The following is a 22,243-nucleotide window of genomic DNA, read 5'->3' on the forward strand; positions in this document are numbered from 1 at the left end:
GCGAGCGCCGAGCGGGCCCGATGCAGGGAGTACGGCCGGAAGCGGCGCCGCGTTCACTCCATCTGAGAGGATCTTCACGGAGACGGTCCTCGCCTCCGATGAACGCCGCCGCCGCCGCGGCCGTACCCCCTTCCGACGGACCACCGGTCCCGACGAGGAGGCGGTGTGGCGCGCACGGCGACGGCACGACGAGACGAAGGGCCCGCGATGCCGCGCGAGCACTCGGAGGTCCCGGCTCCCGTGGTGCGCCTCGAGCCCCGGACGGCGGAGTTCGACCCGGCCGCCGCCTTCGACGAGCACGGGTCCGCCCTGCTCGGCTTCGCACTCAACGCCCTGCGCGACCGCGGCCTCGCCGAGGACTGCGTGCAGGAGACGTTCCTGCGCGCCTGGCGCTCGCGGGCGAGCTACTCCGCCGAGCGTGCCAGCACCCGCACCTGGCTCTTCGCCATCGCACGCAACGTCGTCATCGACGTGCACCGCTCGCGGCAGCGCCTGCCGCGCCTGGTCGAGGCCGAGGTTCTGGAGGAGGTGCCCGCGGAGGACCGCGACCCCCTCGAGCCGCTCGCGATCGCCGAGGCGCTCGCGCGGCTCTCCGCCGAGCACCGGCAGGTCGTCGTCGCCGTCCACGTGAACGGCGAGACCTACGCCGAGCTGTCGGCCGCCACGAGCGTGCCGGTCGCCACCCTGCGCAGCCGCGCCTTCTACGCTCTCCGAGCGCTCCGCGGTCACCTCGCGGGCGCCGGACCCACCGACGAGGAGAGATCGTGACCGACCGAGACCAGCCCGCCGGAGACGAGCCCGGCGGCCGCCGCGAGGAGCTCCTCGCCGCGGCCCTCGCCGGCGACCTCTCCGCCGAGGAGGCGCGGGAGTTCGAGAGCCTGCGCGCCGCCGACCCCTCGATCGACCCCGAGCTCGCGTCGTTCGGTGCGGTGGTCGACCGGCTCGGCGCACTGGGCCGCTGGGAGGAGGCGGAGCCGTCGCCGGAGCTGCGGTCGCGCGTCGCGGCGCTCGCCGGGGAGCGGCCCGAGCGCGGGGAGAGTCTGCGTGCCTCGCGCCGCCGGGCCCCGCGCCGCCGTGCCTCGCGTCTCCGTGCCGTCCTGGCCGTCGCCGCGGCGGCCGCGCTCCTCGTCGTGGGCGGCGTCGCCGGAGCGGCCCTGCGGTCCGCTGAGGAGCGTCCCGTCGCTGGACCGCCCGGGACGCTCGGCGCCGTCGAGGCGATCGCCTTCGACGAGCGGACGGAGGGCGTGACGCTCGACGGCTCGCTGGTCGCGCACACCTGGGGCACCGAGACGATCCTCCGCGGGACCGGCTTCGCCCTCGGCGAGAGCTACGACCTCGTGCTGGTCACCGGCTCCGGCGAGCGGCTCCCGTCCGGGTCCTTCCTCGGCAGCTCCGCGGAGCTCGACTGCGAGATGAACGCGGCCGTCCTGCGCGAGTCCGTCGCCGCCGTCGAGATCACCGACGCCGGCGGCGCGCTCGTCGCCTCGGCCGCCCTCCCCGCCGTCACCTGAGAGCCGGCGGCGCGGGCTCGCGGCGCGGCTTCAGCTCGCTGACGAGCGTGCCCGCGACGATGAACCCCGCCCCGAGCAGGGCGAGCGCGGGGAGCCGGTCGCCGGCGAGGCGGCCGATCAGGCCGGCCCAGACGGGCTCGGCGGAGTAGATGATCGTGGCGCGCGACGGCGAGACCGAGCGCTGAGCCCAGTTCATCGTCAGCTGGATGAGGCAGCTGCTCGCCCCGAGCGCGAGCGCGGGGATCAGCCAGGCCCCCGAGAACGCCGGGACCGCCTCGCCTGCGACGGGCATCGAGGCGAACCCGAGCGCGCCGGCGACCAGCAGCTGCACCACGGTCACCCGGCCGAGGTCCACCCGTCCGGCGACGAGGCCGATCAGGATGATCTCCGCCGCGATCGGCAGCGTGCTCACGATCGTCGCCACCTCGCCCGCTCCGAGCGCGACGCCCGGCTGCGGGCCCGCGATCAGGAGCAGTCCGACGAACGCCAGCGCGACGCCCACCAGCGTCAGCACGCCCGGACGGCGACGGAACACGACCCACTGGAGCAGCGGCACCAGCGGCACGTACAGCGCGGTGAGGAACGCGGAGGTGCTGCTCGGGATCGTCTGCAGCCCGTAGCTCTGCAGGCCGTAGCCCGCGAAGATCATCACCCCGATCGCGATGCCGGCCGCGAGGTCGATCCGCCGCATCCCCCGGAGCGACCGGTGGAACACGACCGCGCTGATCAGCCCCGCGATCGCGAACCGCATTCCCACGAAGAACAGCGGACCACTGTGCTCCATCGCGATGTGCACGGCGAGGAAGGTCCCGCCCCAGATCGCGGTGATGCCGATGAGCGCCCACTCCGGACGCGTGAAGCGGAGGCCCCGGAGCGGCGAGATGTGCATCATTCTGCACATCCTAGGAGCATCAGAGGCTTCTCGGTGCAGAATAGTGCGCATGTCGGCTCCCGTCCTCGCCCACCTGGGCGGCAACCTCCGCCTCGCGCGGCGCGGAGCCGGGCTGAGCCAGACCGCGCTGGCGGCGCGCTCGGGCATCAGCCGGCGGACGATCGTCGCGGCCGAGGCCGGCGAGGCCAACATCTCGCTGACCGGAGTCGACCGCCTCGCGACCGCCCTCGGCACCACGTTCACGGCACTCGTCTCGGCCCCGGGATCCGCGCCCGCGGCGATCGACCAGGTCGCCTGGCGGGGAGCGGGCGAGGCGAGCGTCGCCGTCCTGCTCTCCTCCGTCCCCGCGCGCCGGGAGGCCCAGCTCTGGACCTGGACGCTCGGCCCCGGGGACCGCTACGACGCGCAGCCCGACCCCGAGGGGTGGCACGAGATCCTGCTCGTCACCGCCGGCGCGCTCCTCCTGGAGCGGGAGGGCGAGGAGCCCGTGCGGCTGGAGCCCGGACGGCACCTCGCCTTCCCGACCTCGCGGCACTACTCCTACGTGAACGCGGTGGACGCCGTCACGACGCTCGTCCGGATCGTGGTCGACTGACGGGTCGGCGCCTCAGGCCCGCGAGCGCAGGGTCTCGAGCAGCGCCGCGGGGGTCTCGGGGTCGTCGAGGCTGATCGCGAACTCGCGCGAGCGGTCCGTCGTCACCACCAGCCCCGGCCCGGCGTGCAGGATGACCGCCGAGCGGCCCGGCATCACCCGGTACCCCCAGCCGCCCCACTCCGACGGCCGCAGCCGGGCCGTGCCGGCCGAGGCGATGGTGTCGAGCGGGATGCGGCGCAGCGGGATGCCGAGGGCGGTCGTGACGACGCGGAGGCCGCGGCGGTCGGCGGTCACCCTCAGGCGGGAGAAGGAGAGGAGCACCAGCGCGACGACGCCGAGGACGACGGCCGTCGCGATCGCCGGACCGGTGGCGCCCGCCGCGGCGAGCGTCGCGAGGGAGAGGGCCGCGCCCGCCGCCGTGGCGATCGCGGCGACGGCGAACACCGGGCCCGTCAGCGTCTGCGACCAGGCGCCGGTCTCCTCCGCCGCGAGCGGCAGGCGGCCGGCGGCGAGGCGGGAGGCGCGCCGGGTGCCCAGGCGATCAGCGCGGGCGCGACGGCGAAGAGCATCCCGCCGAGCAGCGCGAGCAGCCATCCGCCGAGCTCCGCCCCCTCGGCGCGCCCGGCCGCCAGCGTCGTGCCGACCGAGGTCGCCCAGGCGGAGGCGCCCAGCCCGGCCACGAGGCCGAGGGTCGCCAGCAGGAGCCGCGGGGCGCGCCCGACCGCCGCCGCCACGAGGCCCGCGACGGCCGGGAGCCCGGAGAGCACGAGGGCGATCGCGAGCAGGGCGCCCGTCGACGCGGTCGCATCGGCCGCCCCGGTGCCCGACCAGTGCGAGGCGAGCTCCGCGGGCAGCACGTCGTCCAGGACGAGGCGCGAGACGAGCACTCCGGCGGCGGGGAGCAGGAGGGACGCGGCGGCGAGGAGCTCGCGGCGGCGGTCGGCGGTGGCGGTCATGATCCGGTCCTCTCGATCAGGCGGACGAGCTCCGCCGGGGTGATGCCGCTGCGGCGGGCCTCCGCGAGCAGCTCGTCGACCAGGGCGGTGACGCGCACGAGCCCGGGCCCGGCCGACTCCGTGATCCACGCGCCGCGGCCCCGGCGCATCTGGAGGATCCCGTCGTCGCGCAGGGCGGCGTACGCGCGCAGCACGGTGTGCATGTTGATGCCGAGCGAGTCGGCGAGCTCGCGGGCGGGCGGCAGGCGGTCGCCCGCCGAGAGCTCGCCCCGGGCGACGGCCGAGCGCACCTGCGACTCCAGCTGGTCGGCGAGCGAGCCCGCCGCGGAGTGGTCGACCCGGAACAACATGTTTGCAATGTTAGTAGAACAAGCAGTGCACCACCAGGCCCTCAGTGCAGCGCGAGCGACACCGCCAGCACCACCATCACGACCGCCACGGCCGCGTCGAGGATCCGCCAGGCCCCGCGGCTCCGGAACAGCGGCCGCAGCGCGCGCGCCCCGAAGCCGAGAGCGGTGAACCACAGCACGCTCCCGGCCGCCGCCCCCGCCCCGAACCACCAGCGCTCGTCGCCGTGCGTGTTCGCCACCGACCCGAGCAGCACGACCGTGTCGAGGTAGACGTGCGGGTTCAGCAGCGTGAGCGCCAGGCACGTGCCGATCGCCGTGCGGAGCGACGTCGAGGCGCCGGCCGGATCGCCGTCGAGGGTCCCCGGCCGCAGTGCGCGTCTCGCCGCCATCACCGCGTAGGCGAGGAGGAAGACGATGCCGCCCCAGCGGATCACCACCAGCAGCCACGGCGCCGACTCCAGGACCGCTCCGATCCCCGCGATCCCGAGCACGATCAGCGCGGCGTCGCAGAGTGCGCAGATCGCGACGACGGCGGGCACGTGCTCGCGGCGGAGGCCCTGGCGGAGCACGAAGGCGTTCTGCGCGCCGATGGCGATGATGAGCGAGAGGCCGAAGCCGAGGCCGGAGAGGGCGGCGAGGAGGGGGGACACGCTCCGACGCTAGGGCGGGGCGCTCCTGTAGACCAGCTCATGCTCCTTCAGTACCGTAAGCAGCACTGATGCTTACAGACGACCTCGACCTCTCCCGCCTGCGCGCGCTCGCCGCCTCCGTCCGGTACGGCTCCTTCGACGCCGCCGCCCGGGCCCTGCACATCACCCCCTCCGCCCTCAGCCAGCGGATCAAGGCGCTCGAGACCGCCGCAGGCCGCGTCCTGCTGGTGCGCTCGCGCCCGGTCGTCGCGACCGAGGCCGGTGCGGGGCTCCTCCGCCTCGCCCGCCAGATCGAGCTCCTCGCCGACGACGCCGTCCGCTCGCTCGGCGGCGAGGACGCGGAGGGGGCGGGCCCCGTCGTCCTCCCGCTCGCCGTCAACGCCGACTCCCTGGCCACCTGGGTGCTGCCCGCGCTCGCCTCCGTCCCCGACGTCGTGGTGGAGCTGCACCGCGAGGACCAGGCGCACACCACCGCGTTCCTCCGCGACGGCACCGTGCTGGCGGCCGTCACCGGAGAGTCGGAAGCGGTGCTCGGCTGCACCGTCGCACCGCTCGGAGTGATGCGGTACCGCGCCATGGCCGCGCCCGCGTTCGCCGAGCGCTGGTTCCCGGACGGCGGCACGGCCGGTCTCGCGAGCGCTCCGCTGGTCGTCTTCGACGAGAAGGACCGCCTGCAGGACGACTTCCTCCGAGCCGCCGGCGTCGAGGGCCGCCCGCCGCAGCACCGCGTCCCCGGGTCGACCGACTTCGAGCGGGCCGTGCGCCTGGGCATGGGGTGGGGGATGCTGCCCGAGCTGCAGGCCCCGGTCGGCGGCGAGGGCCTCGTCGAGCTGGGCGGCGACCCCGTCGACGTCCCCCTCTACTGGCAGCAGTGGGCCCTGCACACGCCCGCCCTCGACGCGGTCGCCGCGGCCGTCTCCGCCGCCGCGCGCGCCGCGCTCCGCCGACCCGCGCGCTGACCCGCGCTGCGCTGACCCGCGCGCTGACCCGCGCGCTGACCAACGTCGGCGGGGAGGCGCTCAGACCGCGAACACGTCGCGGAGGGTCACCGTCTCGAGCGAGCGCTCGCGGAGGATGTCGACGAGCCGCGCGTAGACCTGCGTCACAGGATCGAAGTTCGCGTGCCCGATCACGATGTGCTGCGGCAGGAACCACTGGTCCGCGAAGCCGACCACCTGCTCCGGCGTGATCCGCCCGGAGTCCGAGAGCGAGCCGTACCAGAGCACCGTCGCCGTGTAGCCGATCGCCGCCGCGGCGGCCCGGCTTCGCTCGTCCGTGTACCCGAACGGCGGCCGGTAGAAGGGCGCCGCCTCCACCCCGTAGGTCGAGCGGATGAAGTCGCCGTTGCGGCCCAGCTCCTCCTGCACGCCGTCGCTCGAGAGGCTCGTCAGGTCGGCGTGCGACCAGGTGTGGTTCGCGAGCTGCACCTGCCCCGAGGCGACGAGCGGAGCCAGCAGCGGCGCGTTCGCGGTCCACGAGTCGTACTTCCCGTTGAGGAAGAAGGTCAGCCGGGTGCCGGTGTCGCGGGCGAACTGCGCGTAGGCGGCGACCACGTCGGAGTCGGCGCCGTCGTCGACGGTCCAGGCGAGCGTGCTCCCCTCGCCGGGCAGCTCCGAGATCGTGCCGGAGGGCAGCGGCGCCTTCCGCCGCACCGGAGTCGCCGCGGCGGTCATGGTCGGCACGGGGCGGGGAGGGGTCCGGACGGCCGTCGGAGCGGCGGACGGCAGCACCGCCGCCGGCGCCGTGCTCGGCGGGAGCGCCGCGGGAGCGGGCCGGGCGGGCGTGCACCCCGTCAGCGCGACCGCCGAGGAGGCGATCCCCAGCAGCAGCGCGCGTCGCCTCAACCGGTCCACGGGCCCCCCTCGCGAGCCCCGTCCCCCGGAGCGTCCCCGCGACCGTAGCGGTCGGGGAGGGAGCGGGCAACGCGGCGCGACACCCCTCCCTCCCCGCAGCCTCTACCGGAAGGTGCGCCTGACCGCGTTGTTCGCCGGCGTGGGATCGGCGGCGGCGGTCGACACCCTGGCGTCGATCGTCGTGGCGGCAGGCCGGTCGACGAGCGTCACCGAGTAGGTGGTGCTCCGCCCGGCCGAGACGCTCGGCGCGGTCCAGGTGAGGACCGTCGTGCCCGCGGCCGAGCCCTTCGTCTGCACGGCGCCGGGCGCACTCGCCACCGTTCCGCTGACGACGACCCGGGTGGTCGTCGTCGCCGCGTCCCGAGTGCCGGTGTTCCGGACGGTGATCGTGCCCGAGAGCGGGGCCGTCGCCGCCAGTCCCGGCGCCGGCGCCAGCGTCAGTGTGAGGTCGGCGCGGGTGGAGGACTTCACCTGCAGCGACTGCGTCACCGAGGTCGCGGCGAGCCACGCCGAGTCGCCCGCCTGCGTGGCCCGGACGGTGCAGCTCGCCGCGCCCGTCAGCCGCACCGTCGCCGTGCCCGCGCCGGTCGCGGTCAGCGTGCAGCTGCCGCTCGCGTACAGCTTCACGGGCAGACCGGAGGAGGCGGTGGCCGCGACCGGGTAGGCGATCCCCTTCTCGGGCGAGGACGGCATCGCGGTCGAGAAGGCGACCTTCTGCGCCTTCTTCTTCTGCGGGACGACCGCGGTGACCGCGATCGACTGGGTCGCCCGGGGAGCCGCGTCGTGCGAGGCGTCGCCGGCCTGATCCGCGGTGACCGTGCAGGTGCCGGATCCGCTGAAGGTCACGACGCCGCTCGCGAGCGAGCACGCGCCCGTGGCGCCGATCGTGACCGGCAGGTCGGAGGAGCCGCCCGCCGCGGTCGGCGTGTAGCGGCCGCCCGCGGTCGCCGTGCTCGGAGCCGCGGAGGTGAAGGCGACCGTCTGCAGCGCCCTGCCGATCGGGAACGTCCGGACGACCTGCTCCGCGGGCGCGTGAGCGTCGTCGCCGGCCTGGTCCAGTGTCAGCGTGCAGGTGCCGACGGAGTCGTAGGACACCGTGCCGTCCTCTCCCAGCGAGCAGGAGTCGGAGGCGTCGAGCACCGGGTCGGCGCTCGACGGGCCGCGGACGATCGACGGGGTCCAGGAGCCGCCGATCCGGGCGTCCGTCGGAGCGGCGTCGCGGAACGTCACCGCTCCCGCTGCCGCGCCGACCTCCACCGACTGCGAGATCCGCGGAGCCGCCGAGTGGCGCTCGTCCCCGGCCTGGTCGGCGGTCACCGTGCAGGTGCCGGAACGGGTGAAGGTCACCACGCCGTCCGCGACCGTGCAGGATCCGGCCGCTCCGAGCACCACGGGGGCGCTCGACGCGCCGGCCGTCACGACGGGCGTGTAGGAGCCCCCCGCGACCGCCGCGTCGGGGGCCGGTGACGTGAACGCCAGCGTCTGGCCGAGGGCGCCGATCCCGAAGGCGCGGACGGCCTGCGGAGCGGCGCCGTACCGCGAGTCGCCCGCCTGGTCGAGCGTCAGCGTGCAGGTGCCGACGGAGTCGTGGGACACGACTCCCGCGGCCGCCGAGCATGCTCCGGAGGCGGTCAGCACCGGACGCGCCGTGGAGGGCCCGGCGATGATCCGCGGGGTGGTCGTCCCGCCGACCGTCGCGCCGGTCGGCGCGGTGCCGCCGAAGGAGACGGTGCCCGCGAGCAGTCCGACCGCGATCACCTGCGAGGCCCGCTCCGCCGCGTCGTACCGGGCGTCGCCCGTCTGGTCGGCGGTCACCGTGCAGGTGCCCGATCCGGTGAAGGCGACGACCCCGTTGGTGAGCGTGCAGGACCCGGAGGCGCCGAGCACCACGGGCCGCCCGGAGGCTCCGCCGGTCGCGGTCGGGCGGTAGGTGCCGCCCGAGAGCGCCGAGTCCGGCGCCTGCGAGGTGAAGGCCACGGCCTGCGCGATCCGGGTGATCTCGAAGCTGCGCACGGCCGTCGGTGCTGCGCTGTGGCGGGTGTCGCCCGCCTGGTCCAGCGTCAGCGTGCAGGTGCCCGCGGAGTCGTAGGAGACCAGTCGGAAGGGCCCGACGGAGCAGGCGCCGGAGGCCGTCAGCACCGGGGGAGCACTGGAGGGGCCGGCGACGACCGCGGCCGTCGAGGAGCCCCCGACCCGGGCCTCGGCCGGAGCATCGCCGCCGAACGCGACGGTGCCCGCGAGCTGCGTGACCGCGACGGTCTGCGAGGCCTGCGCCGCCGCGGCGTAGCGCCCGTCGCCCGCCTGGTCCGCCGTGACGGTGCAGGTGCCGCTGCCGGCGAAGGTGACGACGCCGTCCGCGAGCGTGCAGGCGCCGGTCGCTCCGATCGTCACGGGGAGCCCGGACGCGCCGCCCGTCGCGGTCGGAGTGAGCGTGTCGCCGGACGCAGCCGTCGACGGCGCGGTCGAGGTGAAGGCGACGGTCTGCGCGATCGCGGTGATCTCGAAGGTCTGGACCGCCCGCGCGGTGCCGTAGGTGGCGTCGCGGTAGTGGATCGCCGTCAGCGTGCAGGTGCCCGCGGAGTCGAACCGGACGGCGCCGTTCTCGCCGTCGGAGCAGGCGCCCGAGACGCTGAGCACCGAGGGGCCGGAGGACGGTCCGCGCGTGAAGGCGGGAGTGAAGGATCCGCCGACCTCCGCGTCGGTCGGGACGGCGGTCGTGAACGCCACGGAGCCGGGCGCGTAGCCGACCTCCACCTCCTGCACGGCGGGCCGGGCGCTGTCGTACTGCCGGTTGCCGTTCTGGTAGGCGAAGACGCCGCAGACGCCCTTCGTGGTGAAGGTGACCACGCCGTCCTTCGCCGAGCACGACGCGGTGGTGAGGAGGAACGGAGCGATGCCCGAGGCGCCGCCCTCGATCACGGGGCGGTACGTGTCCCCGAGGACGGCGCCGACCGGAGGCGCGCTCGTGATCCGGACCGTCTGCGGGAGGAAGTAGATCGAGTACTCCTGCTCGGCGTGCCGCGCGGGCCAGTAGCCGTCTCCGGGCTGGTCGAGGGACAGCACGCAGAGCCCGGCCCCGTCGTTCCGCACGGTCACTCCGTCCGGGAGGATCGAGCAGTCTCGGCTCGCGGAGAGCACGGGCACGCCCTTCGACGGGCCGGGCACGATCGTCGGCCGGTACGTCTCGAGCGACATCGCGTGCGGGGGCGCGGTGCTCCCGAAGGAGAGGTTCCCCTCGGGAGTCCCGACCGTGATGACCTGCCGGACCTGCGGAGCGGCGTCGTGCCGATCGTCCGCGGCCTGGTCGATCGTCACCGTGCAGGTGCCGTCGCCGAAGAACGTCACCACGTCGTCCGCGATGGTGCAGTTGCCGTTCTCGATCACCGCGATCACGAGCGGGTTGCCCGAGCCGCCGCCGGTCGCCTCGACCGTGTACCGGTCGTCGGTGAACACCCGGTCGGGCGGAGTCGAGGTGACGACGACCGTCTGGGGGATCCGCGAGATCGGGACGAAGCGCACCAGGCCGTCGGCGGCCGCGTACACGTCGTCGCCCGGCTGGTCGAACTGCACGCCGCAGGTCGAGGGCTCGGTGTAGGTCAGGATCTGCGCACCCGTCGCGTCGGGGGCGACGGTGCAGCCGAAGAAGGTCCTGACGAGCACCGCCAGTCCCGAGCTCGAGGTCGCCGTGGCGACGCCGGTCGACTCCAGGACGCCGGTCCTCGGCACCGCGACCGTCAGCGTCTGCGACGCCTTCGCGACCTCGAGATCGAAGGAGGCGCGCCCCGCGGTGTAGTGGTCGTCGCCGGCCTGGTCGGCGGTCACGGTGCAGGTGCCGCTCCGGGTGAAGGTCACGACGCCGTCGGCGATCGCGCAGGATCCGGTCGCTCCGATCGAGACGGGGCTCCCGGAGCCGCCGCCGGTGGCCGTCGGAGTGAAGGTGCCCAGCGCCGTCGGCGCGGTCGGCCGCGAGGAGGTGAAGGCGACCGTCTGCGAGAACTTCCGGACCGTGATCCGGAACGAGGACGTGCCGGTGTTGCCGGCCTCGTCGTCCGCGGTGCAGTCGACCGTCGTGTCCCCGATCGGGAAGACGCTTCCCGAGGCGGGCGTGCAGGTCGAGCCCACGGCTCCGTCGACCGCGTCCTGCGCGGAGGACGCGAAGGTGACGACGGCGCCGGAGACGTCGGCCGGCTCGGCCGTGACGGCGGCGGGCACGGTCACGACGGGGGCCGAGCGGTCGGCCAGCGCGAAGGTGCCGGGGATCGACCGGAGGGTGTAGTTCGGCCCCGCGTCGCCTCCGTCGCACCGCGTGACGTAGTCGCCGACGGGCGTGCGCGCTCCGATCGTCACCTTCCCGGTGCCGTCCGCCGTGTAGTAGGCGCCGGTCGGCTCGGTGACGAACCGGTCGGTTCCTGCGAAGCCGTCGGCCGTGCAGGTGACCGTCGGGGCGGTCGCGGTGCCGTGCGCCTGCGTCCCGGGGCTCGACGCGGTCACCGAGAGGGGCGCCGGCGAGATCGTGAGCGCGCCGTCGATGGTGATCAGCTGTCCCGAGGGGTTCGTCAGGCCGGAGCAGCGCGTGGGGTAGCGGCCGACGGGGGTCGTCGCGGAGAGCGCCAGCGGCGTCGTGAATCCGGTGTCGGACGCCGCGAAGGCGCCGCAGGAGACCGTCCCCGAGGGGGAGCCGGTCACGGAGGCGGTGATCGCGGGGGGAGTGGATCCGTAGGTCGACGAGGGCGAGGAGGCGGTCACCATCGGGACAGCCGCGACGATGCGCAGCGCGCCGTCCTTGTACCCCGCGATCGTGTAGTCGCTGCTGACCTTCGCGCCGCTGCACCGCGTGGTGAAGGTGGTGAAGGTGGAGGTGGGCCAGTTAGGGATCAGGCGGTAGATGACGTCGTCCGCCGTGACGATCGGGCGGTAGACGCCGGCCGTGAGCGGGGCGCCGAAGGTGTCGGAGCCGACGAAGGCGGCCGTGCAGCGCAGGTCGGGGGCCGGCGCGCCTCGCGGGTAGTCGACCGTCGGGGCGGTCACCGTGAGCGCCTTCGGCTTCGCCGTGAAGCTCTGCAGGGGCTCGCCCGCCCAGCCCAGAGGAGCGAGCGCGTCGAGCCTCGCCGCGAGCGTGCAGACGCCGGCGTGGAGCACGGTCACCCTCATGCCGCTGACGGAGCAGGTCTCGGCGGTCCTGCTGCTCAGGACGATCGAGCGGCCGGGCACGTCGACGGCCTGCGCGTAGGGGCTCGCGTCGAAGGAGTCGCCGTAGGCCTTCTGCGGGAGCGTCGACAGGTCGAAGCGCACGCCGCCCACCGCCACGGTGGCCGGCTCGCTGCGGACGCTGCCGCCGCAGGTGGTCAGGGTCGCCCGGTAGCGGTAGGAGCCGGTGGGATCGGGGCCGGCCTCGAGGAACGCGGTCCCGTCCTCCCGGGCGCCCGCCCGGCCGAGCGCGGGCTTCCACGTGGCGCCGCCGTCCGTGGACCTCTCCCACGACACGGCGGGGATGCCGCCGTAGACGGCCGAGACGCTCACGCCCATCGTCAGCGTGTAGATCTGGTTGGTGACGCCCGCGATGTCCGAGGGCTGCCGGGTGATGACGGGTGTCGCGGCGCACGCGCGCACCTCGTGGCGCAGAGCGGGGAGCGCCGACCAGCTCCCGCGTCCCGCCTCGGCGGCGGTGATGGTGTCGGGGTAGTGCGCGCGGATCTCGTTCCAGCCCTGCGGGATGTCCCTCGTGGTCAGCACGCCGACGCCGTCCGCGTCGAGGGTCACCCTGCTGGTGCCCGCACCGGTGAGGATCTCGACGGTGCCGCCGGCGGCCACCGGCCGGCCCAGGCTCGGGATGGTCACCCTCGCGGTGACGGTGATCTCCTGCCCGAGCATCGAGAAGTCGGGGGTGCGCGTCACGGTCACGGCGGTGTCGTACACCGGAGCGACCACGGGGTCGGCCGCCGTCGGGCCGGCCGTCTGCGAGATCCTCGTCACGCTCGGGTGCACGTAGCTCGAGCCGCCGCCGCCGGCGCCGGGGTCGTTCATGACGCCGAGGGTGTCGTTCATGCTGCCGAACACATAGGGCGATCCGCCGCCGCCGCCGTACCACCAGCCGGCCCCGCCGCCGCCGCCGCTGTGGCCGGGGAACGAGCAGTTGCCGCCGCCGCCGCGGGAGGCGCCGGCGTCGGCGCCCTTGCCGTCGTTGAGGAACACGCCCCACTGGCCGTTGTTGCCGTCGGCGCACTCGCCGAACGTGCTGTAGCCGCGGGCGCCGGGCGAGCCGCCCGAGCTCTGCCCGGCCGCGCCGCCGCCGCCGCCGTCGGCCGCGTTGTTCCTGCCGCCGTTCCCGCCGCCCCTCGCGCCGCTGCCGGCGTCGGCGTCGCCGCCGACCGAGGACCGCCCGCCGCCGCCTCCGCCGCCCGCCGCCACGGCGAGGGCGTGCTGACAGCCGTCCGAGCCGGCCGTGCTGAGGTACTGGGCGTCGCCGCCCGCGCCGCCGGAGTCGCCCCCGTAGACGCCGCCGTTCACGTAGCGCATGGCGCCTGCCGCTCCGGCCGGGGCGCCGGCGAGGCGCCCGATCTCCAGCACCTGCCCGGGCGTGACGGGCACCTCGACGACGAGGCTGGAGCCGCGTCCGCCGGCGTTGCCCGTCCCGAGGCCGCTCGCACCCTTCCCGCCGTTCTGTCCGCTGAGGACGGCGCGGACCGTCGAGACCCCGGTCGCGGGAACGGTGTACTGCGACACCGTCGAGACCTTCGGGGAGGTGAAGCACGCGGTGCTGAAGACCGGCGCCGCCGACGCGGTCGGCGCGGCCACGACGCTGAGTCCTGCGCCCGCTACGAGCACGGCCGCGGCGACGAGGGAACGGAGGAAGGACTGGCGCATGTGCTGCTACTCCCGGCTGCTGCCGGGAGCGGGCGCCCGCGGTCGGCTCAGAGTAGGGCGGTCGCGGACCCGCGAGGAAGGCGGAAGGTACACGAACGCCCTGCTCGGGGGGTACGGAAGGCCACTTCTGCCGGAACCTCCCAGGAAGTCCCCGTGCACGTCCGGGCAGCGTCCCCACCCTGTCGGGGCAGTGTCCCCACCCTGTCGGGGGAGTGTCCCCACCCTGTCGGGGGAGTGTCCCCACCCTGTTGCGGCCGCCGCCCGGGTCGCGTAGCCTAGCGAGGTTGCGTGCATCTGCACGCGCTTGCGTGCTGCCCACCGGGCAGGAGCTCCGGCTCCGGCCGGACAGGCGGGCGGTGCGCCGACAAGTGACCTTGGGTGGGTCGGGCGGGGCTTCGTGCCGCGCGTGATCCACGGTAACCACACATGGAGGAAACCATGGCAGCAGTCTGCCAGGTGACCGGAGCCGTCCCCGGCTTCGGGCACGCCATCTCGCACTCGCACCGGCGCACCAAGCGCCGCTTCGACCCGAACGTGCAGAAGAAGACGTACTACGTGCCGTCGCTTCGCCGTAACGTCACCCTGACCCTCTCGGCCAAGGGCATCAAGGTCATCGACGCCCGTGGCATCGAGTCCGTCGTCAAGGATGTTCTCGCTCGCGGGGTGAAGATCTAATGGCCAAGCAGCAGGACGTCCGTCCGATCATCAAGCTCCGTTCGACGGCCGGCACCGGTTACACCTACGTGACCAAGAAGAACCGCCGCAACGACCCCGACCGTCTCGTGCTCAAGAAGTACGACCCCGTAGTGCGCAAGCACGTCGACTTCCGCGAGGAGCGCTAAGTATGGCCAAGAAGAGCAAGATCGCCCGCAACGAGCAGCGCAAGGTGATCGTCGACCGCTACGCAGCCAAGCGCCTCGAGCTGAAGAAGGCCCTGGTCGACCCGGCCGGGACCGACGAGACCCGTGAGGCCGCCCGCGTCGGCCTCCAGAAGCTCCCCCGCAACGCCTCGCCCGTCCGCGTCCGCTCGCGCGACGCCGTCGACGGCCGCCCCCGCGGCAACCTCACGAAGTTCGGCATCTCGCGTGTCCGCTTCCGTGACATGGCGCACCGCGGCGAGCTGCCCGGTATCACCAAGTCCAGCTGGTGACCGAGCGCCGCTAGCGGCGTGAACGACCGAAGGCCCGTGATCGAAGGATCTCGGGCCTTCGTCGTCCCGCCGGCGGACGTAAAATGTGCGGATGACCGACTCCAGCCTGCCCACCGTCGCCGAGATCGCGGCGCTCATCGACCACGCGATCCTGAAGCCCGAGCTCACCCGCGCCGAGGTCGACGCCCAGCTCGACGAGGCGCGCGCGTCCGGCGTGTTCAGCGTCTGCGTCCGCCCCTCCGACATCGCCTACTCGGTCGCTCGGCTCGAGGGCTCCGGCGTCCTGGTCGGCACGGTCATCGGCTTCCCCCACGGCACCACCTCGACCGCGGCGAAGGTCGCGGAGTCGCGTCAGGCGCTCGCCGACGGCGCGTCCGAGCTCGACATGGTCGTCAACATCGGCCGCCTCCGCAGCGGCCTGCTCCGGGACGTCGAGGACGACGTCCGCGCCGTGGTCGAGGCCGCCGAGGGCCACGTCGTCAAGGTCATCCTCGAGACGAGCCTCCTCGACGACGAGCAGGTCGTCGAGGGCAGCCGGGCGGCCGAGCGTGCCGGCGCGGACTTCGTGAAGACCGCCACCGGCTTCGCGGGCGGAGGCGCGAACGAGCACGACCTCCGCCTCATGCGCGGCGCCGTCTCGGAGGCCGTCCAGGTGAAGGCGTCCGGCGGCGTCCGCGACCTCGACACGCTCCTCGCCTACCGCGGCCTCGGCGTCACCCGCTTCGGCACCAGCGGCTCCGCGACCATCCTCGGCGACCTCGCGGCGCGGCACTCGGGCGACTCCTCCGCGGCACGTGTCGACTCCGCCTCCTACTGACGGAGCGGCCGACGAGGGCCGCACCGCACCCGCCGACCGGATGACGCCCGTGCGCCTGCGCCCGGGCCGCGCCGGCCGGTGGGCGGAGCGGACCCGCCGCCCCCTCGACGAGATCGCCCGCGCCCTCAAGGAGCGCGTCTACGCGACCTTCACGGGCCTGGCCGTGGTGATGATCTACCTCGTCGGCGACCACCCCGACGCGGTCCACGCCCTCCAGAGCCTCGTGATCTCGATCATCGGGATCTCCGCCGCGGGCTTCGTCGCCGAGGTGATCGCGCACCAGGTCGTGCACGCGGCGACGCCCTCGCGAGCGGAGTCGGGCACGATGCTGCGGATCGCGGGCGGGGCGCTCGCCTCGGCGTCGCTGCCGGTCCTCGCGCTCGGTGCCGCGGCGCTGGGCTGGATCGACGCGACGGTCGCGCTGCGGATCGGCGCGGGCGTCTACGTCGCCACGCTCGCGGGGATCGCCCTCATCGCCGTCGTGCGCGCGGGCCTCTCCTGGAAGGAGAGCCTCGTCTCGCTGCTCGGGATCGTGGGCCTCGGCGTGCTGGTCGTCGGCGTGCTCGCGCTCGCGCACTGATCCGGAGGCGCCGCCGCGCGTAGGCTCGGACGGATGACGTCACGCACCAGGGTCGAGCTCGGCCGCCGGGAGGACCTCGGCGCCGACTGCGCGAACTGCTTCGGCCTGTGCTGCGTGGCCCTCGCCTTCGCCCGCTCCGCCGACTTCCCGTTCGACAAGCGCGCCGGGGACGCGTGCGTCAACCTCGACGGCGAGGACGCGTGCACGATCCACCGCCGGCTCCGGCCGCAGGGCTTCGTCGGCTGCACCGTCTTCGACTGCTTCGGCGCCGGTCAGAAGGTCTCGCAGCAGACGTTCGGCGGCGTCTCCTGGCGGTCCGACCCGGCCGTGCGCGAGCGGATGTTCGCGGTGTTCCCGCTGATGCGCCGCCTGCACGAGCTGCTCTGGTACCTCGACTCCGCACTGGCGCTTCCCGGTGTCGGCGCGCCGCTCCTCGATGAGCTGCGCGAGCGGTTCGACGCGGTGCACGCGCACACCCTCGGCGAGCCGGAGCAGGTGGTCGCGGTCGACGTCGACGCGGAGTACGGAGCGTCCCGGCCGCTCCTGATCGCGGCGAGCGCGGCCGCTCGCGCAGGAGCGGCGCCGGCTGCCCGCCGGTCGAGGGGCCGTCGGCTCGCTCCGGGTGCCGATCTGGCGGGTGCATCGCTCCGGAACGCGGACCTGCGGGGGGCGGATCTGCGGGGCGCGCTCCTCCTCGCCGCGGACCTGCGGGGTGCGGATCTGCAGCGGTGCGACCTGCTGGGGGTGGACCTTCGCGATGCGGACGTGTCCGGTGCGCGGCTCGCCGAGGCGGTCTACCTCACCCAGGCGCAGGTGAACAGCGCCCGAGGGGATGCGGCGACCACGCTGCCGTCGCATTTCGAGCGCCCGTCGCACTGGGGCGGCTAGGCCGCCACGTCAGAGGCTGCGGGGGCCGCCCAGCGACTCGTCGCCGCCCTCGTCGTCGACGCCGAGGGCCTCGACGACCTCGCGGCCGAGGAGGTGCGCGCCGCTCCAGCCCTCGATGACGCACCGGGGGAACGCCTCGCGGTCCGGGGAGCCGAGCCATGCGGCCGCGGCCTCGCGGGCCCACGCCTCGGAGGCGTACACGCCGATGATCTCTGTGCGGTCGTCCCACGGCGTCGCGGTCGAGAGCACGAAGTGGTCACCGTTCACGATCGGATCTCCTCCGGCTCTCGGGGTTCAGCGACCCCGTGGGAGTGCGGGACCGGACCGGACGCTACCCGTGGGCGGGGGAGCGCGTCTCCGGGGTCGACACGAGCGCGGATGAAGGCTACGGGAACGTCGAGCGCGGCGCGATCACCCGATGGTCCCACGCAGGCGGGCGTTCAGCCCACCCAGAGCCGTCGCGATCTCGTTCTCGTCACTTCCGGGGAGGAGGGCTCCGCCCTGCTCGAGGCCGTGGCGCAGGGCCTCGACCTCCTCAGGGGGGAGGCCGCCGCTGTCGAGGAGGGCCTGGAGGGCGGCGAGGATGCCGACGAGGGCGACGGCGTCGTCCAGGTCGAGGGGGCGGACGCAGGACTTCTCCATGTCATCGCTCCTGTTCGGGTCAGGGTTCGGGGGCGGGGGCCCCGCGTCGGGGTGCGGGGCCGGGTTCCCGGTCGGGGAGGGGCGCGGGGGACGCCCCGGGGGTCGGCGCAGGGTCGCCGACACGCCGACGCCCCGGTGCCGTTCGGCCCGGGGCGTCGGTGCGGGGGAACGGGTCAGACGACGCGCGGGTCGGACTCCTGGGTGTCGTCCTCGGGGATGTGGACGTCCTGGACGGTCACGTTGATCTCGGCGACCTCCATGCCGGCGATGTGCTGGATGGCATCGGCTACGGCGGAGCGCACGTCCTCGGCGACCTTCTGCAGCGGCGCGGGGTACTCGGCGACGATGGTGATGTCGGCGGCGACCTGGCGCTCGCCGACCTCGACCTTGACGCCCTGGCCGCGGTCGTCGTTGCCGATCGCATTGCGGATGGCGCCGATCGCTCGGGCCGCTCCTCCGCCGAGGGCGTGGACGCCCGGGACCTCGCGCGCGGCGATGCCGGCGACCTTGGCGATGACGCCGTCCTCGATCACGGTGCGTCCGGATCCGGTGCTGGTCTGACGGGTGGTGGTCGCGGTGGTCTCGGCCATGGTCTCCTCTTTCGCTCGGGGCCCGATCGCTCGATCAGGCGGGGTATGCAGGTAGGACGCTCCGTCGACGCCGAACGTCACGGTCGGATCCGGCCCGCCCAGGCAACTGCCAGAGAGGCGGGCCGGGGCGGGCCGGTCCTCTCAGGAACGCGGTCGACGCCCGTCGATTCGCCCTCGGCCCGGTGCTGTGGTGGCATGGAGCCGTGACCGACGCGACCGCCCCGCAGGCGCCCCTCCCGGAAGCGCCGGCCTCGCGCCTGCGGCCGCGCGCCCTGCTCGTCCTGGCCCTGATCGGCGCGGTCGGCGGGACCCTGTCGGGCGCGTTCGGCGTCGGCGGCGGGATCGTGATGGTGCCGATGCTGATCGCGTGGGCCGGGATGGACCAGCGCCGCGCCTCCGCCACCTCGCTGCTCGCGATCGCTCCGACCTCGGTCGCCGGTGCGTTCGGCTACGCCCTCGCCGGCCAGGTCGCCTGGGTCCCGGCGGCGGTGATCGCGGCCGCGGCGATGCTCGGGGCGGTGGCCGGATCCTGGCTGCTCGCGCGGCTGCCTCTGGGCGTGCTGCGCTGGATGTTCGTGGCGCTGCTCGTGGCCGCGGCGGTGCGGATGGCCGTGTTCGGCTCGAACGACACCGGCGCCGTCGCCGAGGGCTGGGGCGTGTGGCCCGGGTTCGCGGGGCTCGGCATCGGGATGGGCGTCGCCTCCGGCCTCTTCGGCATCGGCGGCGGAGCGATCGCCGTGCCGGTCCTGGTCGGCGCCTTCGGGCTCGCGGACCTCCTGGCCAAGGGCACCTCGCTCGCCGCGATGATCCCGACGGCGGTCACCGGCTCGATCGCGAACGCCCGGCGAGGCCTGCTCGACGTGCGCGCGGGCCTCGTGGTCGGGCTCACCGCCACGGCGTTCTCCTTCGCCGGAGTGGCGCTCTCCTTCCTCCTGCCGGCGCGCGTGTCCGGGATCCTCTTCGCGGTCCTCCTCCTGCTCGCCGCGGTGCAGCTCGCCCTCCGCGGGCGGCGCCGCTGAGCCCTGCACGACGCGGACCCCCGCCGTCAACGCCCTGTCCGATCCGTCATAGACGCTCGTAGCGTCGTCGCGATCGGGCGCGGGCCCGGAGGGGCGGGAGCACGATGGAGCAGCAGCAGCGCGAGCAGCAGCAGCAGCGCGATCAGCAGCACCGGCAGCAGCGGCGAGGGGGCGGCGCGAGCCTGCATCGGGACGTCGCACCCGGAGTGCACCGGCTCGAGCACGCCTGGACGAACCTCTACCTGATCGAGGAGGCCGGCCGGCTGACCGTCGTCGACGCCGGACTCCCGAGGACGTGGCCGCACCTGGTGCGTGCGCTGGAGGTGCTCGGCCGCTCGCTCGGCGACATCGACGCCCTCGTGCTGACCCACGCGCACTTCGACCACCTCGGCGTCGCCCGCAGCCTCGTCCGGCAGGGCGTCCCCGTGCACCTGCACGCGGCCGACCAGCCGCTCGCCGCGCAGCCCTACTCCTACCGCCGCCAGCGCACGCCGTTCGTGTACCCGCTGCTGCACCCCTCCGCGATCCCGGTGCTCGGAGCGATGGCCCGTGCGGGCGCGCTCGCGGTGCCGCCCGTGCACGGGACCCTGCCGCTGACCGCCGGAGCGGTGCTCGACGTGCCCGGATCGCCCCGCGTGCTCGCGACTCCGGGGCACACCGACGGGCACGTCTCGCTGCACCTGCCCGAGCGCGACGCGGTGATCGGCGGAGACGCGCTGGTCACGCTCGACCCCTACTCCGCGCGCACCGGCCCGCACCTGGTCGCGCGCGCCGCCACCGCCGACACGGCGCAGTCCCTCGACTCGCTGCGGGTCCTCGCCGGGACCGGGGCGCGGACACTCCTGCCCGGCCACGGCGCGCCCTGGCGCCTGGGCGTCGCGGCAGCGGCCGAGCTCGCGGCGCGGACGCCGATCGCCTAGGGCGCGCCGCCGCAGGCCGCTCATAGGCCGGTGGCCTGCCTCTCCGAACGACCCCGCCCCGCAGCCGTGGCACCATCGGAGGTGATGTCGATCCCCGGTCCCGCATGAGCGCGGTCAGCTACCAGGCCGCGTCGATCCCCCTCCGCCTGGCCAGCGCCGGCATGGTCGTCGCCCTCCCCGTTCTCGCCGTCGAGCGTCTCGGCGACGTCGCGCTCGGCGGCGCCCTGACCGGAGCGGCGCTCTTCCCCGCCGTGATCGCCGCGCCGCTGGTCGGCACGGTGCTCGACCGGGTCCGCCGCCCCCGCCGGCTCCTGGTCGGCGCCGCGCTCACGACCGCCGTCGCCTTCGCGGTCGCCGCCTTCCTCGGCGAGGTGCCGACGCCGCTCATCGTGGTGCTGCTGCTCCTCGCGGGGCTCGCGACGCCCGTCTACATGGGCGGCATGTCGAGCTTCGTCACGAGCGCCATCCCGGAGCCGCGCCGCGCCTACGCGCAGGACTCGCTCTCGTACACGGTCGCCTCGATCAGCGGGCCGGCCATCGTGGGCCTCGCGGTCGGAGTCGGGGGAGCGCGGACCGCGATGCTCGCCATGGCGGTCCTCGCCCTCATCGGCGTCGTCGGGTCGCTCGGCCTGGCGATGGAGGCCCGTCCGGCGCCGACCGTCGGCGTGCTGCGGACGATCGTCGCGGGCGTCACCCACCTCGTGCGGCACCGTCCGATCGCGGTGGTCACCTCGGCGGGCACGCTCAGCCAGGTCGCGGGCGGAGCGGCAGGAGTCGCGGCGATCAGCCTCTCGGTGGAGCGGCTGGGCAGCACCGACGCCGCCGCGTGGATCCTGACCGCCTTCGCCGTGGGCGGCCTGCTGGGCGCCCTCGCCGTGGCGGCCCGCCGCTGGACCCGCCGTCCGCCGGCGTGGACCATGGGCGCCGCCTACATCGCGACCGGCGCCGTCCTCCTGATCGCCGTCCCCGACCTGGGCATCGTCGTGGCGGTCGCCGCCTTCGCGGTCGCCGGCGTCTTCACGGCCCCCTCGAACGCCGCGATGCTGCTGCTGCGCGACCAGGAGAGCCCCGCCGCCGTCCGCTCACAGGTGTTCACGATCGGCGCGGGGCTGCGCTCCACCGCCGCGGCCGTCGGCGCTGTGCTGGCGGGAGCGGCGTCCGGCCTCGGAGCCTCCTGGCTCGTCGCGGGGATCGCCGTGGTCTGGATCGGCTCCGGCCTGCTGCTGCGCCTGTTCCCCGCGCGCGACCGCGACTGACACCAGCCGCGCGCGGAGCGCTCGGCGGGACCGGCACCACCGCGCGCGGGGATCGCGATCAGGCCGCGACGCCCGCCAGCGTGCCCGTGCTCGGCCCGTTCGGGTCGGTGATCATGCAGTTGATCGTGCGGTCGCCCGTGCCCCAGCTCTCGGCGGTCGGGTAGTAGTAGCTGAAGTCGTACGCCGAGTCCTGGTAGCCGATCCCGGTGAACGACTCGAACGCCGTGACGCAGTCGGTCTCGGCCTGCTCCGTCGCGACGGACTCGCCCGGGTACTCGTCGGCGTCGGCCATCGTCAGGTTCTGGAACACCTCGTAGACGTGCGGGTCGGTGCAGGGCACGGTCGGCACGTCGGTGACCTCGGTCGCCTCCTCGCTGAGCTCGCCGTTCAGGCAGTCGCCCACGCGCAGCTGGAAGACGTCGGTCGTCCCGCCCTCGGTGATCTCCCCGGTCTCGTCGTCGCGGGTCTCGCCTCCCATCAGGCCGTTCAGGCCCGAGCAGCCGGTCAGGCCGAGGGTGAGGGCCGCGCCGGCGGCCAGGACGAGGGCGGTTCTGCGGCGGTTCATGACGACTCCCGGGATCTGCTGCACGGAGGTGTTCCTGTGACGGCTCCCAGGCTAGGGGTGCAGGGCATCCGTCCCGAGGGGGATGCACTCGATCCGGATCTCCACTTTCCGGAGTAGCGGACGCTCAGCCCGGTCGGGTCGAATG

At 74.7% G+C, this 22,243-nt stretch carries 24 protein-coding genes; 13 read left to right on the plus strand and 11 right to left on the minus strand.

Annotated features, from left to right (window positions below):
- Positions 1–207: 207 nt before the first annotated feature.
- Together GTU71_RS15125 and GTU71_RS15130 are read left to right on the plus strand one after the other, a co-directional pair.
- A complete protein-coding gene (locus GTU71_RS15125; protein ID WP_104256617.1) occupies positions 208–768 on the plus strand; it encodes a sigma-70 family RNA polymerase sigma factor in 561 nt (186 codons plus the stop codon).
- Entirely contained in the window at positions 765–1,511 is a 747-nt protein-coding gene (locus GTU71_RS15130) for a hypothetical protein (RefSeq protein WP_159940860.1), read from the plus strand. Before GTU71_RS15125 ends, GTU71_RS15130 begins: the two co-directional genes overlap by 4 nt.
- On the opposite strand, the gene GTU71_RS15135 is transcribed toward GTU71_RS15130, so the two are convergent.
- Positions 1,504–2,403, minus strand: a complete 900-nt coding sequence (locus GTU71_RS15135) for a DMT family transporter (protein ID WP_244230581.1) — start codon at positions 2,401–2,403, stop codon at positions 1,504–1,506. The two genes, GTU71_RS15130 and GTU71_RS15135, sit on opposite strands and share 8 nt — an antisense overlap.
- Positions 2,404–2,452: 49 nt before the next feature.
- Between GTU71_RS15135 and GTU71_RS15140 the strand changes: the two genes are divergently transcribed.
- Positions 2,453–2,998, plus strand: a complete 546-nt coding sequence (locus GTU71_RS15140; protein WP_104292936.1) for an XRE family transcriptional regulator — start codon at positions 2,453–2,455, stop codon at positions 2,996–2,998.
- A 12-nt stretch (positions 2,999–3,010) separates the two neighbouring features.
- Here the strand turns inward: GTU71_RS15140 and GTU71_RS15145 are convergent, their stop codons facing one another.
- Genes GTU71_RS15145 through GTU71_RS15160 form a run of 4 tightly spaced genes read right to left on the minus strand, consistent with a single transcriptional unit; the run spans position 3,011 to position 4,954 of the window.
- Positions 3,011–3,442 carry a hypothetical protein gene (locus tag GTU71_RS15145; RefSeq protein WP_159940862.1) on the minus strand — a complete coding sequence of 144 codons (432 nt, stop codon included), beginning with the start codon at positions 3,440–3,442 and terminating at the stop codon, positions 3,011–3,013.
- An 8-nt stretch (positions 3,443–3,450) separates the two neighbouring features.
- Complete coding sequence (locus GTU71_RS15150) at positions 3,451–3,954, minus strand: hypothetical protein (RefSeq protein ID WP_159940864.1); 504 nt, start codon at positions 3,952–3,954, stop codon at positions 3,451–3,453.
- Complete coding sequence (locus GTU71_RS15155) at positions 3,951–4,304, minus strand: GntR family transcriptional regulator (protein WP_104225158.1); 354 nt, start codon at positions 4,302–4,304, stop codon at positions 3,951–3,953. The genes GTU71_RS15150 and GTU71_RS15155 overlap by 4 nt, the downstream gene beginning before the upstream one ends.
- A gap of 41 nt (positions 4,305–4,345) precedes the next feature.
- Entirely contained in the window at positions 4,346–4,954 is a 609-nt protein-coding gene (locus tag GTU71_RS15160; RefSeq protein WP_104297480.1) for a LysE/ArgO family amino acid transporter, read from the minus strand.
- Positions 4,955–5,022: 68 nt separating this feature from the next.
- Between GTU71_RS15160 and GTU71_RS15165 the strand changes: the two genes are divergently transcribed.
- Positions 5,023–5,913, plus strand: a complete 891-nt coding sequence (locus tag GTU71_RS15165) for a LysR family transcriptional regulator ArgP (protein WP_159940866.1) — start codon at positions 5,023–5,025, stop codon at positions 5,911–5,913.
- Between the two features lie 60 nt (positions 5,914–5,973).
- On the opposite strand, the gene GTU71_RS15170 is transcribed toward GTU71_RS15165, so the two are convergent.
- Both GTU71_RS15170 and GTU71_RS15175 read right to left on the minus strand, forming a co-directional pair.
- A complete protein-coding gene (locus GTU71_RS15170; RefSeq protein WP_208543597.1) occupies positions 5,974–6,807 on the minus strand; it encodes a polysaccharide deacetylase family protein in 834 nt (277 codons plus the stop codon).
- A gap of 102 nt (positions 6,808–6,909) precedes the next feature.
- On the minus strand, positions 6,910–13,671 hold the full coding sequence (locus GTU71_RS15175) for an HYR domain-containing protein (protein ID WP_159940868.1): 6,762 nt from the start codon (positions 13,669–13,671) through the stop codon (positions 6,910–6,912).
- Positions 13,672–14,109: 438 nt separating this feature from the next.
- Here GTU71_RS15175 and rpmB point away from each other — a divergent pair, with 438 nt between their 5' ends.
- From rpmB to GTU71_RS15205, 6 genes are all read left to right on the plus strand, one after another.
- Positions 14,110–14,346, plus strand: a complete 237-nt coding sequence (gene rpmB, locus GTU71_RS15180; protein WP_056038148.1) for a 50S ribosomal protein L28 — start codon at positions 14,110–14,112, stop codon at positions 14,344–14,346.
- Positions 14,346–14,513, plus strand: coding sequence for a 50S ribosomal protein L33 (gene rpmG / locus GTU71_RS15185; protein ID WP_027692168.1), 168 nt, complete (start codon positions 14,346–14,348; stop codon positions 14,511–14,513). Before rpmB ends, rpmG begins: the two co-directional genes overlap by 1 nt.
- Before the next feature lie 2 nt (positions 14,514–14,515).
- Entirely contained in the window at positions 14,516–14,821 is a 306-nt protein-coding gene (gene rpsN / locus GTU71_RS15190) for a 30S ribosomal protein S14 (RefSeq protein ID WP_104225107.1), read from the plus strand.
- Between the two features lie 91 nt (positions 14,822–14,912).
- Entirely contained in the window at positions 14,913–15,638 is a 726-nt protein-coding gene (deoC, locus tag GTU71_RS15195; RefSeq protein WP_208543598.1) for a deoxyribose-phosphate aldolase, read from the plus strand.
- A gap of 49 nt (positions 15,639–15,687) precedes the next feature.
- Positions 15,688–16,218 (plus strand): hypothetical protein, encoded by a 531-nt coding sequence (locus GTU71_RS15200; RefSeq protein ID WP_159940870.1) that lies wholly within the window; start codon positions 15,688–15,690, stop codon positions 16,216–16,218.
- A gap of 33 nt (positions 16,219–16,251) precedes the next feature.
- Positions 16,252–17,106 (plus strand): pentapeptide repeat-containing protein, encoded by an 855-nt coding sequence (locus GTU71_RS15205; RefSeq protein ID WP_159940872.1) that lies wholly within the window; start codon positions 16,252–16,254, stop codon positions 17,104–17,106.
- Between the two features lie 9 nt (positions 17,107–17,115).
- Here the strand turns inward: GTU71_RS15205 and GTU71_RS15210 are convergent, their stop codons facing one another.
- The 3 genes from GTU71_RS15210 to GTU71_RS15220 form a co-directional block, all read right to left on the minus strand.
- Positions 17,116–17,373 carry a hypothetical protein gene (locus GTU71_RS15210; RefSeq protein ID WP_104225104.1) on the minus strand — a complete coding sequence of 86 codons (258 nt, stop codon included), beginning with the start codon at positions 17,371–17,373 and terminating at the stop codon, positions 17,116–17,118.
- Positions 17,374–17,517: 144 nt separating this feature from the next.
- Positions 17,518–17,748, minus strand: coding sequence for a hypothetical protein (locus tag GTU71_RS15215; protein WP_104225103.1), 231 nt, complete (start codon positions 17,746–17,748; stop codon positions 17,518–17,520).
- Positions 17,749–17,921: 173 nt separating this feature from the next.
- Positions 17,922–18,338 (minus strand): Asp23/Gls24 family envelope stress response protein, encoded by a 417-nt coding sequence (locus GTU71_RS15220; protein WP_104283097.1) that lies wholly within the window; start codon positions 18,336–18,338, stop codon positions 17,922–17,924.
- Positions 18,339–18,541: 203 nt separating this feature from the next.
- On the opposite strand from GTU71_RS15220, the gene GTU71_RS15225 reads away from it, so the two are divergent.
- The 3 genes from GTU71_RS15225 to GTU71_RS15235 all read left to right on the plus strand — a co-directional run bounded on the left by GTU71_RS15225 (position 18,542) and on the right by GTU71_RS15235 (position 21,533).
- On the plus strand, positions 18,542–19,357 hold the full coding sequence (locus GTU71_RS15225) for a sulfite exporter TauE/SafE family protein (RefSeq protein ID WP_159940874.1): 816 nt from the start codon (positions 18,542–18,544) through the stop codon (positions 19,355–19,357).
- 104 nt (positions 19,358–19,461) lie between these two features.
- Positions 19,462–20,277 carry an MBL fold metallo-hydrolase gene (locus GTU71_RS15230; protein ID WP_159940876.1) on the plus strand — a complete coding sequence of 272 codons (816 nt, stop codon included), beginning with the start codon at positions 19,462–19,464 and terminating at the stop codon, positions 20,275–20,277.
- A 104-nt stretch (positions 20,278–20,381) separates the two neighbouring features.
- Complete coding sequence (locus GTU71_RS15235; protein ID WP_159940878.1) at positions 20,382–21,533, plus strand: MFS transporter; 1,152 nt, start codon at positions 20,382–20,384, stop codon at positions 21,531–21,533.
- A 58-nt stretch (positions 21,534–21,591) separates the two neighbouring features.
- Here GTU71_RS15235 and GTU71_RS15240 read toward each other — a convergent pair whose 3' ends face one another.
- Positions 21,592–22,122 carry a septum formation family protein gene (locus tag GTU71_RS15240; RefSeq protein WP_244230582.1) on the minus strand — a complete coding sequence of 177 codons (531 nt, stop codon included), beginning with the start codon at positions 22,120–22,122 and terminating at the stop codon, positions 21,592–21,594.
- Between the last annotated feature and the right edge of the window lie 121 nt (positions 22,123–22,243).

The organism is Rathayibacter sp. VKM Ac-2762 (genome assembly GCF_009866585.1).
Classification (GTDB): domain Bacteria; phylum Actinomycetota; class Actinomycetes; order Actinomycetales; family Microbacteriaceae; genus Rathayibacter.